At 34.8% G+C, this 15228-nt stretch carries 18 protein-coding genes; 4 read left to right on the top strand and 14 right to left on the bottom strand.

Translation table 11 applies throughout. The features are described from left to right. Positions 1–30 precede the first annotated feature (30 nt). From ATE47_RS13710 to pdxA, 8 genes are all read right to left on the bottom strand, one after another. Positions 31–795: a polysaccharide deacetylase family protein gene (locus tag ATE47_RS13710; protein ID WP_082632605.1), complete on the bottom strand. Its 765-nt coding sequence runs from the start codon at positions 793–795 to the stop codon at positions 31–33. Then, complete coding sequence (locus tag ATE47_RS13705) at positions 792–1580, bottom strand: glycosyltransferase family 2 protein (protein ID WP_062162492.1); 789 nt, start codon at positions 1578–1580, stop codon at positions 792–794. The genes ATE47_RS13710 and ATE47_RS13705 overlap by 4 nt, the downstream gene beginning before the upstream one ends. A gap of 6 nt (positions 1581–1586) precedes the next feature. After that, positions 1587–2831 (bottom strand): ornithine--oxo-acid transaminase, encoded by a 1245-nt coding sequence (gene rocD / locus ATE47_RS13700; protein WP_062163561.1) that lies wholly within the window; start codon positions 2829–2831, stop codon positions 1587–1589. A 331-nt stretch (positions 2832–3162) separates the two neighbouring features. After that, positions 3163–4518, bottom strand: coding sequence for an acetyl-CoA carboxylase biotin carboxylase subunit (accC, locus tag ATE47_RS13695; protein ID WP_062162491.1), 1356 nt, complete (start codon positions 4516–4518; stop codon positions 3163–3165). A gap of 104 nt (positions 4519–4622) precedes the next feature. Further along, positions 4623–5108, bottom strand: coding sequence for an acetyl-CoA carboxylase biotin carboxyl carrier protein (gene accB / locus ATE47_RS13690; protein WP_062162490.1), 486 nt, complete (start codon positions 5106–5108; stop codon positions 4623–4625). A 127-nt stretch (positions 5109–5235) separates the two neighbouring features. After that, positions 5236–5439: a 50S ribosomal protein L32 gene (gene rpmF / locus ATE47_RS13685; protein WP_007843326.1), complete on the bottom strand. Its 204-nt coding sequence runs from the start codon at positions 5437–5439 to the stop codon at positions 5236–5238. Positions 5440–5498: 59 nt separating this feature from the next. Next, a complete protein-coding gene (locus ATE47_RS13680) occupies positions 5499–6023 on the bottom strand; it encodes a YceD family protein (RefSeq protein WP_062162489.1) in 525 nt (174 codons plus the stop codon). 84 nt (positions 6024–6107) lie between these two features. Continuing rightward, on the bottom strand, positions 6108–7199 hold the full coding sequence (pdxA, locus tag ATE47_RS13675) for a 4-hydroxythreonine-4-phosphate dehydrogenase PdxA (RefSeq protein ID WP_062162488.1): 1092 nt from the start codon (positions 7197–7199) through the stop codon (positions 6108–6110). A gap of 49 nt (positions 7200–7248) precedes the next feature. Here pdxA and ATE47_RS13670 point away from each other — a divergent pair, with 49 nt between their 5' ends. From ATE47_RS13670 to ATE47_RS13660, 3 genes are read left to right on the top strand one after another with little or no spacing between them, the layout of a single operon-like run. After that, positions 7249–7854: a riboflavin synthase gene (locus ATE47_RS13670; protein WP_062163560.1), complete on the top strand. Its 606-nt coding sequence runs from the start codon at positions 7249–7251 to the stop codon at positions 7852–7854. Further along, positions 7847–9289 carry a sensor histidine kinase gene (locus ATE47_RS13665; protein WP_228376279.1) on the top strand — a complete coding sequence of 481 codons (1443 nt, stop codon included), beginning with the start codon at positions 7847–7849 and terminating at the stop codon, positions 9287–9289. The genes ATE47_RS13670 and ATE47_RS13665 overlap by 8 nt, the downstream gene beginning before the upstream one ends. After that, the gene (locus tag ATE47_RS13660; protein ID WP_062162486.1) at positions 9289–9990 is read left to right on the top strand and encodes a tRNA1(Val) (adenine(37)-N6)-methyltransferase; all 702 of its coding nucleotides are present in this window, start codon (positions 9289–9291) and stop codon (positions 9988–9990) included. Before ATE47_RS13665 ends, ATE47_RS13660 begins: the two co-directional genes overlap by 1 nt. Positions 9991–10037: 47 nt before the next feature. Here ATE47_RS13660 and ATE47_RS13655 read toward each other — a convergent pair whose 3' ends face one another. Together ATE47_RS13655 and rpmH are read right to left on the bottom strand one after the other, a co-directional pair. Then, positions 10038–10748, bottom strand: a complete 711-nt coding sequence (locus tag ATE47_RS13655) for a cell division ATP-binding protein FtsE (RefSeq protein WP_062162485.1) — start codon at positions 10746–10748, stop codon at positions 10038–10040. Between the two features lie 156 nt (positions 10749–10904). Then, a complete protein-coding gene (rpmH, locus tag ATE47_RS13650) occupies positions 10905–11063 on the bottom strand; it encodes a 50S ribosomal protein L34 (RefSeq protein ID WP_007843334.1) in 159 nt (52 codons plus the stop codon). 234 nt (positions 11064–11297) lie between these two features. Between rpmH and ATE47_RS13645 the strand changes: the two genes are divergently transcribed. Next, a complete protein-coding gene (locus tag ATE47_RS13645) occupies positions 11298–12305 on the top strand; it encodes a DHH family phosphoesterase (RefSeq protein WP_062162484.1) in 1008 nt (335 codons plus the stop codon). A 61-nt stretch (positions 12306–12366) separates the two neighbouring features. Here the strand turns inward: ATE47_RS13645 and ATE47_RS13640 are convergent, their stop codons facing one another. The 4 genes from ATE47_RS13640 to ATE47_RS13625 all read right to left on the bottom strand — a co-directional run bounded on the left by ATE47_RS13640 (position 12367) and on the right by ATE47_RS13625 (position 15066). After that, on the bottom strand, positions 12367–13167 hold the full coding sequence (locus tag ATE47_RS13640) for a patatin-like phospholipase family protein (protein ID WP_062162483.1): 801 nt from the start codon (positions 13165–13167) through the stop codon (positions 12367–12369). A 1-nt stretch (position 13168) separates the two neighbouring features. Further along, the gene (locus tag ATE47_RS13635) at positions 13169–13951 is read right to left on the bottom strand and encodes an alpha/beta fold hydrolase (protein ID WP_062162482.1); all 783 of its coding nucleotides are present in this window, start codon (positions 13949–13951) and stop codon (positions 13169–13171) included. Positions 13952–13962: 11 nt separating this feature from the next. Beyond that, a complete protein-coding gene (locus ATE47_RS13630) occupies positions 13963–14472 on the bottom strand; it encodes a hypothetical protein (protein WP_062162481.1) in 510 nt (169 codons plus the stop codon). 66 nt (positions 14473–14538) lie between these two features. Continuing rightward, positions 14539–15066 (bottom strand): ExbD/TolR family protein, encoded by a 528-nt coding sequence (locus ATE47_RS13625; RefSeq protein ID WP_062162480.1) that lies wholly within the window; start codon positions 15064–15066, stop codon positions 14539–14541. Positions 15067–15228 lie beyond the last annotated feature (162 nt).

Here is a 15228-nt window from a genome sequence, read left to right as displayed (position 1 = left end):
TTGATCAGAAAAATCAAATTTAATATCTTTCTAAAACAGTTTTAATCTTCCAAAGATAAGTTTTAATTTGAATTTTAATAACGAATCTTTGCCTTTTATATCTATTCTACACAGTTCGTATGGCTGATTTGTAGGAAAATAATTCACCTTATTTCCAATTCTTACTGCAAATTCAATTCCTAAATTTTTTAAAACCGAAAAAATTTTCTTTTTTTCAACAGTTTTCTTAGGATATTTTCCGTAGGGATATGCTAATACTTTTGAATAATTTATACCTTCATTATTGAGAATCTGCATATTCGTTTCCAAGTCTGTTTTTATAGAATCAGCAGAAATATCCCTGAAATTCTGATGGTTGTGACTGTGGAGAGCAATCTCAAAATGTTTTTTGTTTAAACTTCTGATGTCTTCAAAACTCATCATGGGGTAATCCTTATATCCTTCCTGAATAAATTTTGTAGGAATAAAAATAGTTGCTTTCAAATCATACTTTTCCAATAACGATGGCAGATAATCCAAATTGTTTTTATATCCGTCGTCAAAGGTAAGAATAATGCTTTTTTTTCCCAATGTGTTGAGTTCAGAAAAAAACTTTGAAGTGTAATTTTTTTTATTTAAATATTCAAACTGCTGTTCAAGGCTTTTAAGGCTCACAGTAAGATCCTCGTGACTTTCCTTTTCGATCTGATGATACATAAGAATAATCAGTCTGTTTTTCGGGAATACAAAAAGGTACAGCCGAAAGTAAACTGTCAGAAAAATGAGTATTAAAAATAAAATTACAATAGAAATCATAAGATTTTACCTTGCTTTTTTTCGATTTCTATCAGCCTGATTTTTTCATACAATTTAATATATTTTAAAAAAGTATAGTATGACATTGTTTTAGCAATATAAAATCCTGGGAATCCGTCTAGAAAGCCAAGCTTAAAGATAAAAACTTTAATAAATTCAAAGATAGGGCTTACAATAATTTTGAAGCGATTTATTTTTTTACCTTTTTCAAACATTTTATCAGCCATCATACAAGAGTAAATATTGATCTTGGTAATATGATGAAAAATACTTTTGTAGGTATAATGGTCAATTTTTCCTTCCAAAAGTCCTGTTTTTTGATCGGTAATCAAGTATTCATGAACTTTATCATCGGAATATCTTGCGCAACCTTTTTTGAAAAGTCTTTCCCTGCAAACATTTCCCCATCCCCCGAATTTTATTGTATGGATCCCTAGGTGGTTGTTAAACTTCGCATTGTAAACATTGTATTCCGCGTTTTTAGAAGAAACAACCATTTGTATTGATTCTTTTAAATCTTCATCGGGAACTTCATCGGCATCCAGAAACAGGATCCATTCGTGGCAACATAAATCAAGGGCATGGTTTTTTTGTTCACCATACCCATTAAATTTTTTTTCAAAGAATTTTACCTGAGGATATTTTTGAGAGCAAATCTCTTTGGTCTTATCGGTTGAAAAGCTATCAACGATTATAATTTCATCTACTGTGTTTTTGAGTGAGTCTAATAACCTTACAATATTTTCTTCTTCATTGTAAGTAATGACTGCGAGTGAAAGTGGCATTTGTGTTTAAAATTCTAATATGGTTTTTTCGATTATTCTGACGCAGTCTAAAAGCTGCTCTTCAGTTATTACCAAAGGTGGTGCCAATCTTATAATATTTCCGTGGGTAGGTTTCGCCAAAAGCCCGTTTTCTTTTAATTTTACACAAAGATTCCACGCGGTAGAGCTGTCTGGAGTATCATTAATTAAAATTGCATTTAATAAACCTTTTCCTCTTACTTTTGTAATTAAATCAGTTTTTTCAATTATTTTTTCAATTTCCGATCTGAACAACTTTCCTAATTCTTCAGCTCTTTCTGATAATTTTTCGTCCTCTACAACATCTAAAGCTGCAACTGCAACTGCACAAGCAATTGGGTTTCCTCCAAAAGTAGAACCGTGTTGACCAGGCTTAATCACATTCATGATTTCATTATTCGCTAGCACAGCCGAAACCGGATACATCCCGCCAGAAAGTGCTTTACCCAAAATCAAAATATCAGGCTGAACATCTTCATGATGACAAGCGATCAGTCTTCCCGTTCTTGCGATCCCTGTTTGAACTTCGTCTGCAATGAAAAGAACGTTGTGTTTTTTACACAATTCTGAGGCATTTTTCAAAAATCCGTCATTCGGAACATAAACTCCGGCTTCCCCTTGAATAGGCTCAACCAAAAACGCTGCAATATTTCCTGCTTCTCTGTTTAAGACTTGTTCTAAAGCTGCAATATCGTTGTAAGGAATTTTTATAAAACCAGGGGTGAAAGGTCCGTAATTTTGGTTTGCATCCGGATCGTTTGAGAAAGAAACAATAGTTGTTGTTCTTCCGTGGAAATTATTTTCGCAAACAATTATTTTCGCTGAATTTTCTGAAATTCCTTTTACTTCGTAGCTCCATTTTCTGGCTAATTTTACGGCTGTTTCCACAGCTTCAGCTCCGGAATTCATAGGTAATACTTTATCAAAACCAAAAAGGGTAGTGATCTTTTTTTCGTATTCTCCCAAATTTGAGTTGTAAAATGCTCTTGACGTTAAAGCTAATTTTTTAGCCTGATTCACTAAAGCTTCAACAATTTTTGGATGAGAATGTCCTTGATTTACAGCAGAATAAGCAGAAAGGAAATCATAATATCTCTTGCCTTCCACATCCCATACGAAAACGCCTTCTCCTTTGTCTAAAACTACGGGAAGAGGGTGATAATTGTGTGCTCCATACTGGTCTTCAAGGTCAATGAAATACTGTGAGTTTTTTACTGTTTCTGTTGTTGACATAAATTTTAGGTTTTCCACAAATTTAAGCATTATAAACGAGAACGATAAACAGAAGCCTGATACTGAAAATAGAAGGATTTAAGTACTTTTTAAGGCTAATGGAAAAGTGAATTAGAAAATATTGCTCTTACAAATTCTATGTTGCAGTTATTCTATCTTTTTCAATCTCAACTTTATCAAAGTTTTAATCTTTGCCAAAGTTATTTTAATCGTTAAAAATAAAAAAATCCCAAAAATAAGCAAGAGCCATGTCAAGATTTCAAACCTTGACGTGGCTAATTAAAAAACCGCCTCAAAAATGAGACGGTTTCAATATTATTTAAAAATAATCTTAGTGATTATCGTATTTTCTATCCATTACAAAATCCTCCATGAATTTTGTAGTATAGTTTCCTGAAAGATAATCTTCATTATCCATCAGTTGTCTGTGGAAAGGAATGGTAGTTTTTACACCTTCAATATAGAATTCTTCCAATGCTCTTCTCATTTTGGCAATCGCTTCCTCACGGGTTTGAGCCGTCGTGATCAGTTTTGCGATCATTGAGTCATAATTAGAAGGAATCGTATATCCTGAATAAACGTGAGTATCTACTCTGATTCCGTGTCCGCCAGGAATATTCAATCCTGTGATTTTTCCCGGAGATGGTCTGAAATCTGCGTAAGGATCTTCCGCGTTGATTCTACACTCGATGGAATGTAATTTTGGATAATAATTGATTCCTGAAATTGGAGTTCCGGCAGCTAAAAGAATTTGTTCTCTGATTAAGTCATAATCTATAACTTGCTCAGTGATAGGGTGTTCCACCTGGATTCTCGTATTCATTTCCATAAAATAGAAATTTCTGTGCTTATCAACCAGGAATTCGATTGTTCCAACACCTTCATATCCAATGAATTCCGCTGCTTTTACAGCTGCTTCACCCATTTTTTCACGAAGTTCATCCGTCATGAACGGAGAAGGAGTTTCTTCCGTTAGTTTCTGGTTTCTTCTTTGTACAGAACAGTCTCTTTCAGAAAGGTGGCAAGCTTTACCATATTGGTCACCTGCAATCTGAATTTCGATATGTCTAGGCTCTTCAATCAGCTTTTCCATGTACATACCTCCGTTTCCGAATGCAGCCACAGCCTCTTGAATTGCAGATTCCCAATGATCTTTCAGGTCTTCAGCTTTCCAAACAGCTCTCATTCCTTTTCCACCACCACCGGCAGTAGCTTTAATCATTACCGGATAACCGGTTTCTTCAGCCACTTTTACCGCATGTTCGTAAGATTCGATCAAGCCGTCAGAACCGGGTACACATGGTACACCGGCAGCTTTCATCGTAGCTTTCGCATTTGCTTTATCTCCCATTTTTTCGATCTGCTCAGGAGAAGCACCGATAAATTTGATGCCGTTTTTCTGGCAGATTCTTGAGAAATTAGCATTTTCAGATAAGAATCCGTAACCCGGGTGGATGGCGTCTGCGTTTGTGATTTCCGCAGCAGCAATAATATTTGGGATTTTCAGATATGAATCTTTACTCATCGCAGGACCGATACAAACTGCTTCATCAGCAAATCTTACGTGAAGACTGTCTTTATCCGCAGTTGAATAAACCGCAACGGTTTTAATTCCCATTTCTTTACAAGTACGTAAAATACGCATTGCAATTTCGCCACGATTGGCAATTAATATTTTTTTGAACATAACTTTAATTAGGTAATTAGATGATTAGGTAATTAGATAATGAGTGTGAAACTTAAAAGTTAGCTATCTAACTTCTAATTTCTAACTTCTAACTTCTAACTAAATTATGATGGATCTACTAAGAATAAAGGTTGATCGTATTCTACAGGCGTAGCATCATCAACTAAAATCTTAACGATTTTTCCGCTTACTTCAGATTCAATTTGGTTGAATAACTTCATTGCTTCGATTACACAAACCGTTTTTCCGATAGACACTTCGTCACCAACGTTTACGAAAACATCTTTATCAGGAGATGGTTTTCTGTAGAAAGTTCCGATCATAGGAGATTTGATCGCGATATATTTGCTGTCGTCAGATGCTGCTTCAGCCTTTTCAGCAGGTGCAGCCGCCGAAGTTGCAGCAGGTGCAGGAGCAGCAGCTACTTGCTGAGGAGCAGTGTGATAAACTGCAGGCTGAGCATAAGTTACTTCGCTTCCGGCTAATGGAGTTTTAATAGTGATTTCGAAATCTTTAGTTTTGTATTTCACTTCAGAAACCTCTGCCTTAGATACAAACTTGATAAGATTTTGTATGTCTTTAATGTCCATAAATATGTTATTTGATTTTGCCTCAAAGATACCAAAAAAACACAAAAAACAACAAAAAACCGCCAAATTTTATCAAAATTGAGCGGTTTTTGTATTAAAATGAGGCTTTTTCGATGAAAAGCGTCTCTTAGTTTTCTTCAGTAGTAGCTACTTCTTTTTCTAATACTACTTTTCCTCTGTAGTATAGTTTTCCTTCATGCCAGTGAGCTCTGTGATATAGGTGAAGCTCTCCTGTTGTTGCATCTTTAGCCAATTGAGGAACTACAGCTTTATAGTGAGTTCTTCTCTTATCTCTTCTTGTAGACGACTGTCTTCTCTTTGGATGTGCCATTTTCTAATAACTTTTTTAATTGATGAGCGATGAGATTCATCATCTCATCATTAAACTATTTAATTTTTATCTTTTAATTTCTTTAATGCGTCCCATCTTGGGTCGCCTTTATGTTCTTCCTCTTCTTCACTTTCTTTCGGACTGAATTTTTCCAGGATTTCCAGATCTTCATCACTTACGTTCGGTGATATCTTTTTCATTGGAATGGAAAGCATCACGTTTTCGTAAATCAACTGTGCTATATTAAAAGCATGATCGGTAGCCGGGATAGTGATTACATCTTCTTCGCTGTCATCATATTCTTCCCCAAACTTTACCAAAACCCTGATCTGATTTTCAATAGGATGATCGAAATTATCGTTTGTAATATCACAAACCAATTCCACCAACCCATGAATCTTTATCTCAAATTCTAAAAAAGTTGTGTGTTTATCAAGTAAAACATCCACCGCGATTCTAGGATTTGTAAATTCCTGTTCAGTGTCAAATAATTGAAAGAACTCTTTATCTATCTCATACTTGAACTCGTGCTTACCGTTTTTCAGTCCGGAAAAGCTAACGTCGTAGTTTCTTAACTTGTCCATAAAATGAGTGTGCAAAAATATGCAATTTTTTTATAATAACAAATAAATTTTCTAACAAATTTACTTAAACTTTGTTTCCAAGATTTAAGCTTCCATATCGTCCGGCAGATCTTCGTCAACCCCGTTATCTACAACCATTTTTCTTGGCTGCAGGCGATTGCTCATAAGATCATTGTATTCAATTCTGTTTTTAAAAATTTTAATAGCGGTAAAAATTGCTTCTGTAAAACTCTGCTCGTCGGCAATATTTTGTCCCGCAATATCATAGGCAACCCCATGATCAGGCGAAGTTCTTATATAGGGAAGTCCCGCTGTATAATTCACTCCTTCTTCATAAGCCAGCGTTTTGAATGGAGCCAGCCCCTGATCGTGATACATTGCTAAAACGGCATCAAAACTTTTATATTTATTCGGCTGGAAAAAGCTGTCCGCCGGAAAAGGCCCGAAAGCCAGAATCCCGTTGTCTGAAAGCTCTTTAATCGCCGGAGCTATGATTTCTATTTCTTCATTTCCGATTACGCCACCGTCTCCGGAATGTGGATTTAAGCCTAAAACGGCAATTTTCGGTTTTGTAATACTAAAATCTTCAATTAAAGTTTGATTCAGAACCCTGATTTGCTTTTTAATTTTTTCCTTAGAAATATTTTCAGCAACCTGAGCAAGAGGAATGTGATGTGTTGAAACGGCAACTTTCAAATCTTCCGTTACCAAAAACATCAGTCCTTTTTTGTTGAATTTTTCTTCAAAATATCCTGTGTGGCCCGCATGTTTAAAGCCCATTTTCATCATTTCGTCTTTATTGATAGGGGCGGTGACCAAAACGTCTATTTCTCCCTTCATTAAAGCTTCTGTAGCAGCTTCCAGAGAGTCAATCGCCATTTTGGTGGATTCTTCCGTTGGAGTTCCAAGCTCTACATTAGAATTTTCCTTAGCGAGGTTTACCATATTTAGTTTTCCTGCCTGAGCCTGCGAAGCTTCATTTATATAATTAAAATTTAAATTTAGCTTAAAAATATTTTTCTGATAGGTGAAAAGTTTTCCCGAACCAAAAATTACTGGAGTGAAAAAATCCGTAATAGTTTTGTCTTTCAGGGACTTCATGATGATTTCGGGACCGATGCCGTTGAAATCTCCAATTGAAATTCCTACTCGTACTTTATGGTTTTTTGGGCTCATTTTGATTATCTTTGAAGATTATAATTTTACAAATTTAGCAAAAAATAATATGTTCACAGGAATAATTGAAGCAGTAGGAGTTATTGAGAAAATTGAAACAAACGGAAGTAATATTGATTTTACGCTTACCTGCCCTTTTACAGATGAATTAAAAATAGATCAAAGCCTTGCCCATAACGGTTGTTGTCTTACGGTTGTGAAAACTGAAGGTGATCAATATGTGGTAACGGCCATCAATGAAACTTTAGAAAAAACCAATCTCGGAAAATGGGAGATAGGAACTGTCGTGAATCTTGAGCGTTGCATGAAAATGGACGGCAGGCTAGACGGGCATATTGTGCAGGGACACGTTGATAAAACGGGGGAAGTGGTGAGCATTGAAAACAAAGACGGAAGTTATTTTATTACTATTAAATATGAAGATAACGGAAGTTTTGTAACCGTTCCTCAAGGGTCAATTACTGTAAACGGAATCAGCTTAACTGTTGCAAAAAGCGAAGAAACACAGTTTTCTGTGGCAATCATTCCATATACCTGGGAATTTACAAACATGAAATATTTGAAATCTGGAGATAAAGTTAATTTAGAATTTGATATAATTGGTAAGTATATTGCTAAGTTAATTAATAAACAGAATGTCATTAAATATGTATAAAGGATATAGCTTAAGAAACCGCGTTTTTTTTGGTTTTTTGCTGGTATGTCTTTTAAGTGTTGTTGCTTCGTCGCTTGTTCCTTATTTTGTTTTAAGGGATAATTCCCTAAAGCAAAGCGAGATTGATATGCATGATAAAACCAGTGCCGTCATGAGGTATCTGGATTATGCAGTGAGCCGGGCAACCATTGATACTGAAGATCTTCCTGTTGTTTTAAGTAATAAGATCTTCGAAATTGCAGATATCAATCAGCATGACATTGTCCTTTATGATCTGAAGGGAAACTATCTGCTTTCCAATAAAGATAAAAGTCTCGTTGAGCAGAAAACAATTCCTCTTAATATTGTCAATAAAATTTTGTCAACCGATGCAAGGGTTGACATCAAAGGTTATGATGCCGCTAAAGAGGCAGGGCTTACATCTTCTTATCTGATTTTAAAAAATAATGAGCTGGAGCCTATTGCGATCGTTTATATTCCTCTTTATCATAACGAGTCTGCTTATATGGAAGTTCTTTCCAAATATGTAAAATATATTATTCTTGTTGATATTTTCTTAATTTTATTCAGTATTTGGTTCAGCTGGGTGATGTCGAACAGTCTAGCGAAAAATATCACTAAGTTTTCTGATATGATTACCCGTATTACATTGTTTGAGAATGAGATGCGCCCAATCAGGTATTACAAAAACGATGAATTGAATGCTTTGGCAAGAGCCTATAACAGAATGATTCTACAAATTCAGGATCAGAAAGAAAGACTTCGTTTTAAAGCATCGGAAGAAGCATGGAGAGAAATGGCAAAACAAGTCGCTCATGAGGTGAAAAACCCTCTGACACCAATGAAACTTACCATCCAGAATTTTGAAAGAAAATTTGATCCTGAAGATCCGAACATCAGAGAACGCGTAAAACAAATGAGCAAAACAATGGTTGATCAGATTGATTTAATCGCAACTGTAGCTTCTGCCTTCTCAGAATTTGCAAAGCTTCCCGAAAAAAATAATGAGGTAATTAATTTGAATAATGAAGTTGAGGATATCCTTCGTGTGTTTAATGATGATAGTATTTTTATGCACTCCAATAAAAATAATATCATGATCAATATGGATAGGATTTATCTGTCCAGAATTATCACGAATCTCGTAACCAATGCAAAACAGGCAGAAAGCGAAGAAAGAAAACTCATTATTAACGTAGATGTAGAGCAGCATCAGAGAAGAGTTATGATCTCTGTTCAGGACAATGGAATCGGTATTCCGGAGAATATATTTGAGAGAATTTTTGAACCTAATTTCACTTCAAAAAACAGCGGAATGGGGCTTGGATTATCCATGGTAAGGAAAATGGTAGAAGATTATAAAGGAGAAATTACCGTAAAATCCGAAGTTGGAAAAGGCTCTACCTTTACCATTACATTGCCAACAAATTTATAGTGAAACCCTTTACTTTTAAGCAATTCGAAATTCAACAGTCAAAAAACGTCTTCCGTGTAGGAACAGACGGAGTTTTGTTGGGCTCTATGGCAACAGTTAACAATGCTTTAAATGTTCTGGAAATAGGAACCGGAACGGGCTTGATTTCGTTAATGCTGGCTCAAAGAAATTCTAATGCCCAATTTTTAGGAATTGATATTAATGAAAAAGCGGCTGATCTCACGAAATTTAATTTTGAAAACTCTCCTTTTAAATCAAGGTTAAAAAACATCCATTGTGATTTTAAAAACTTTGATATGGATAAAAACTTTGATTTAATTGTTTCAAATCCACCTTATTTTGAAGCTTCAGAATCGGAAAAGGATAAAATTGCGAGACAAACGGTTGAACTAAATTTTAAACAGCTTATCTCAAAATCATCAGAATTACTTTCAGAAAACGGAATATTCTCGGTGATAATTCCTGCAGAAGCCGGTAATGATTTTATTGAAATTGCTAAAGAAAATCAATTGTTTTTAATAAAGAAAATTAATATTAAAGGCATTGAAAATTCAAAAACAAAAAGATTAATTCTTGAATTTTCTTTAACTAAAAAAGCTCCCAAAGAATCAGAATTTATCATAGAAAAAAGTCCGAGACAATACTCGGACCAATATCTTGAACTCACGAAGGAGTTTCATATTTTTAAAAGTAGAAATTAGATTTTAGAACTTAGTATATCTAAATTTCTCAATCTCTTAATTATTTACTATTCAAATAACTCTGCCGTATCCAATACGGAAACTTTTCCATCTTCACATCTGATCGCCTCACCTGGGAAATTTTGGATCATGTGATAATCATGTGTTGCCATTACCACAGCAGCTCCGTTTTCAAGGGCTACCTGCTTTAGTAAAGTCATAATTTCGTTGGATGTTTCAGGGTCAAGATTTCCTGTAGGCTCATCCGCTAAAATTAAGTCAGGATGATTTAATAAAGCTCTGGCAATCGCCACACGCTGCTGTTCCCCTCCGGAAAGCTCATGAGGCATTTTGTGCTTTTTACTTTTCATGTTTACACTTCCCAGAACTTCGTTGATACGGTCTTCCATTTTTACCTTATCGTTCCAGCCTGTTGCTTCAAGCACGAATCTTAAGTTTTTTTCAACTGTTCTGTCGGAAAGCAATTGAAAATCCTGGAAAACAATTCCTAATTTTCTTCGAAGGTTTGGAACATCGGAAGTTTTCATCTTTTCAAGATCAAAGCCTACTACCGCTCCATGTCCTGCTGCCAAAGGAATATGCCCGTACAAGGTCTTTAAAAGTGAACTTTTCCCGGAGCCTGTTTTTCCGATAAGATAGCAGAATCTTCCTTTTTTGATGTTCAGGTTTACATCAGAAAGTACAGTGAAGCTTTTCTGCGCAATTTTCGCGTTTTGCAAACTTATGATATTATCTCCGGCAATATGTGTATGTGGCATAATTCAGTTTTAAAAAGTGCTATTTCTAAAATATTTTTTCAGATTTTAAAAATAGGAAAAAGAAGAATAAAGAACCTAAATTTTAGGAAATTTTAACAACAAAAAATGCCTGAAAAACTTCTTTTCAAGCATGATTTGTATATGATAATAAAAAGATTATCTCTTAGCGCGTGATGCACTTACAGTTAAACTCTTTCTGCCTTTAGCTCTTCTCGCAGCCAAAACTCTTCTTCCATTTGGCGTAGACATTCTTTCTCTGAAACCGTGTTTGTTTCTTCTTTTTCTTTCTGATGGCTGGAATGTTCTTTTACTCATTACTATATGTTTAAATCGTAATTATCTATTAATTTTCAGGTTGCAAAGATATGGTTTTTTTTAAAAGTTGCAAACTTTACTCACCTTTTTTTTAATTTTTTGCTATGTTTTTTTATCAGCTATTTATCAGACCTGATTGCTAACGAATTTTTCTATAATCAAAAATAATGACAAAGGATTTATTTAAAAGCTCTATCTTTGAAGACTCAAATTTAAGAAAAAATAAACACAATGATGTTTACACCAGCAGAACTTTTAGAAATCAATACATTACTTACTCCAGAAAACAAAATAGTGATTCTTACCCATTACAATCCGGATGGTGATGCAATTGGTTCTAGCCTTGGTTTAAAACATTATTTGAAAGCAAAAGGAATTTTTGCTGAAGTGATCGTTCCGAATGATTTTCCAAAGTTCCTGAAATGGATGCCTGAAGCCAAAAAAGCGCTGATCGCTGAATACAAAAGAAAAGTTGCTTCTGACCTGATCCATGAAGCGGATGTTATTTTTTGCCTGGATTTTAATTCTCCTTCAAGAATCGGTTTGCTGGGTGACTGGCTGACCAATGCGAAAGGAAAGAAAATCCTTATCGACCACCATCAGCAGCCTGAAAAATTTGATTTTGTGTATTCCGATACCGTTATTCCTGCGACCTGCCAGATGATTTATCATTTGATTGAAGCGATGGACGATGAAAAACTGGTCAACAAAGATATTGCGGAGTGCCTTTATACGGGAATTATGACCGATACGGGTGGTTTCCGTTTCCGTTCCACGAGCGCAACAACACACAGGATTATTGCTAATTTAATTGAAAAAGGAGCAGATCCAGCGATCATAACTTCAAGCACATGGGACACGAATACGGTTTCACGTTTGCATTTATTAGCTTTAATTTTAGGAAGAATTGAAGTGGTAAAAGACGGAACTGTTGCTGTTTTATATCTTACAAGAGAAGAATTGAAAGAATATGGCTTCCAGAAAGGTGATACGGAAGGTTTCGTGAATTATGGGTTAAGTATTCTAGGAGTAAAAATGGCCGCTTTTTTCATGGAAGATCTATATGAAGATTTCATCAAAATTTCTTTCAGGAGTAAAGATGATATGGATGTAAACCAGTTTTCAAGGAAGTATTTCAGTGGAGGAGGCCACATTAATGCAGCGGGCGGAAAATCTAACGAATCTTTACAAGATACAATTGAAACTTTCAAGAAAAGGATTGAAGGGGAAGAAAATTTGTAATTTATATAAATATTATTCTTGCGCAATGACGCTCAAAATCTAAAATCCTACACTCTAAAACTCAAGAAGAAACCCTCGAATATCCCTTTCCTTCAAGCTCTTTACAGGTATATTCGTAAACTTCCTGAAACATCACATCAAGAAACTTTTTATTAAATAAACTGAATTTCGTCATTTTCGGTGGATCAAGAAAAATATCACAAGTACTTGCTTTAGAATAAACGGATTTTGCGATTGCAAGGTGTAAAATCCTGTCAAATTCTTTCATTAAGCTCATGTTTTCAAGGCTGTCATAGCTGATGGAATTGACGTGGGAGGCAATTAAAAAATCGCATTTATCTACGATAGGCTCTATCGGAAGATTGTCCAGCACACCGCCGTCAACATATATTTTTTCTCCAATTTTTACAGGTGGCAAAATAAAAGGAACGCTCGAAGAGGCCAATAATGGCGCAAAAAGTTCACCTTCGGAAAAGAAATCAACAATTCCGTGAGTCATTTCCGTTGCTGCAACATAAACAGGAATTTTAAGTATTTTAAAATCATCTTCAGGAAAAAAATCCATAAATAATTTTAAAATAAATTTTGAACTAAAAATCCCGTTTTTGGAAAGCTTTAAATAGGACCTTGAAAAAAAAGTTGTCTGTTTTACAATATCTATCATTTCGTCCGGCGATTTCCCGAAAGAATAAAATGCCCCGACAATGGATCCTGCGCTGGTCCCTGAGATGATATCAGGCTTCAGGTTATACTCTTCCAAAGCTTTTAAAACTGCTATGTGAGCAATTCCGCGCATTCCACCGCCGGAAAGTGTCAGTCCGATAACCGGTTTCTTTTTTTTGAAAGAGAAGAAATCCAGCATATCAGAAAACTAAGTATTTCGGCATATTATGAAGGAGCTCTGTATTGATGATTTCCGCACAGATACTCGGTTTTTCCCAGTGTCCGTTGTGTCCGCAATCCAGAATATATGATTTGATATTGGTCCTGTCAGGAAGGTTTTTAATTATCATTTCGGTTTTTACTGCATTGTCGTGTTTTCCGGCAATTACAAGGATTTTGGCATCAAGATTTTCAAGGATGTGTCTTTTGTCAGTTCTCTCCACCATCCCTTTTACAGAAGCCAAAGCTCCCAAGTTGTTGGTAGAAAGGGCAACTTCCAATGCAGTTTCAATTTTTCCCTCCAGGATATCTCTTTCATTTGGATTAAATAAATTAGGGATCCCAGCTCTTGCATAATGGGAAAAAGAATCTTTTATGATTCTGTAACTTTTTATGCGTTGTGCTTTTTTTTCTTCGTCATCGGGAAGATAACTGGAAAAAAATAATGTTAAACTTTTAAGATATTGAGGATATTTTTCAGCAAATCCCAAAGAAATATAACCTCCCATGGAATGCCCCAACAAGTGTACTTTTTCTAAATTCTGATCATCCAAAACCCTTTTTACTTCTTCAGCCACCAGTTCCATTGTCTGCACTTCGGCTATAATATCCGACTGTCCGTGACCTGGCAGGTCTATTTTTACCAATGAAAAATTTTCGGACAAATGAGGTTCCATATCGTTCCAGATGGAAATGTTTTCCATAAACCCGTGAAGCAAAACCAAGACTTCTTTTCCGTTTCCTTTTCTCTCGAAATTTAACATAATTAAAAAAATTAAAAGTGGATATCAATATGATCAACAAATCCCGAACCATTTACCATATCCTGCAGGCTGTACGTTTTTCCGCCGTCTTTAGACATGAAAGTTGTCGTTTTCTTTCTAATATAAGGTTTTCCGTTGCTGTTTGCAGAAATACTTTGAGTGATTTCTCCTGTAAAATTCATGTGCTTATCAGAAACAACAGCCATAAAACCTTTTATTGTAACGGAATTTTCCCCGGAATTAATATCTCCTGAAATATCATAATGATCGCCCTCGCCATCAATTTTTTTGAAATCAACAGTTCCTGGATCTTTAATTAAGTTGTGGGTGAATTTATGCGTTCCGCTAAAGTCTTTAAAATTATTTTTATTTCGGATGCTGTCGTTTATTTTTGTTCTTGCAGCATTAATGGAATCAATAATTTTTGTGCTGTCCATCTGGTTTGAAACAGGATTTGCTTCTTTTTTAGAACATGAAATAAATAAAGCTGTAATAGCAATTGCGGTTAAAAAGTTTTTCATTGAATACAAAAAATTATACTCTCAAAAGTAAATAAAAAAGAGCACTTTAAAAATGCTCTTCTTACTTTATTTGGTTAATTCTTCATAAATCTTATTTTCCCAGGGTTTGATATCAGTGATTCCGTAGCGTTCCTTTTTAGAAATCGCGATATTGTCTAGAATATCTACGAAATTTTTATAGTTTGCTTCATCGGTCGGCTTTACAATTACTGTGAAAATTTCAGGTTTCGGAGCATTTTTATGAGCTTCAGAAATAATTTTTGAAATTTTTATTCCACTGAAATCGGTTTCTTTTAAATTACCTGAATTTAAATCTTCTTTAGCTTGTTGATGATAAAATACACGATTATCCTTACCAAGAATAAATGTAATTTGATTGTTTACATCAATGTCTATTGGATGTCTTGGAATTGGATTCGGGTCTTTCGCTGGCAGTCCTAAATCCATTACATTCGGTTTTGTAAAATTTGTGGTAAACATAAAGAATGTGATTAATAAAAATCCGAGGTCTACCATAGGAGTCATATCCACTCTGATCAGCTTTTTTCTTTGTTTGCTTCCTCCTTGCTTTTCTTGTGCAATTACTTCAGCCATAATTAATATTTTTTAAATGTTAAACGGTATTTAATAAAATGTGAAAATTCACTACTTGTTTTATGGAATTTATACAAAGTTTGTACCTAAAATTCAAAAATGATATTAATTTTATTATTTTGTTGAAAATTTAAACTTAAATACTGTTAAAATCAATGTATT

Source organism: Chryseobacterium sp. IHB B 17019 (genome assembly GCF_001456155.1).
Classification (GTDB): Bacteria; Bacteroidota; Bacteroidia; order Flavobacteriales; family Weeksellaceae; genus Chryseobacterium.
This window is presented reverse-complemented; position numbering and strand designations above follow the sequence as displayed.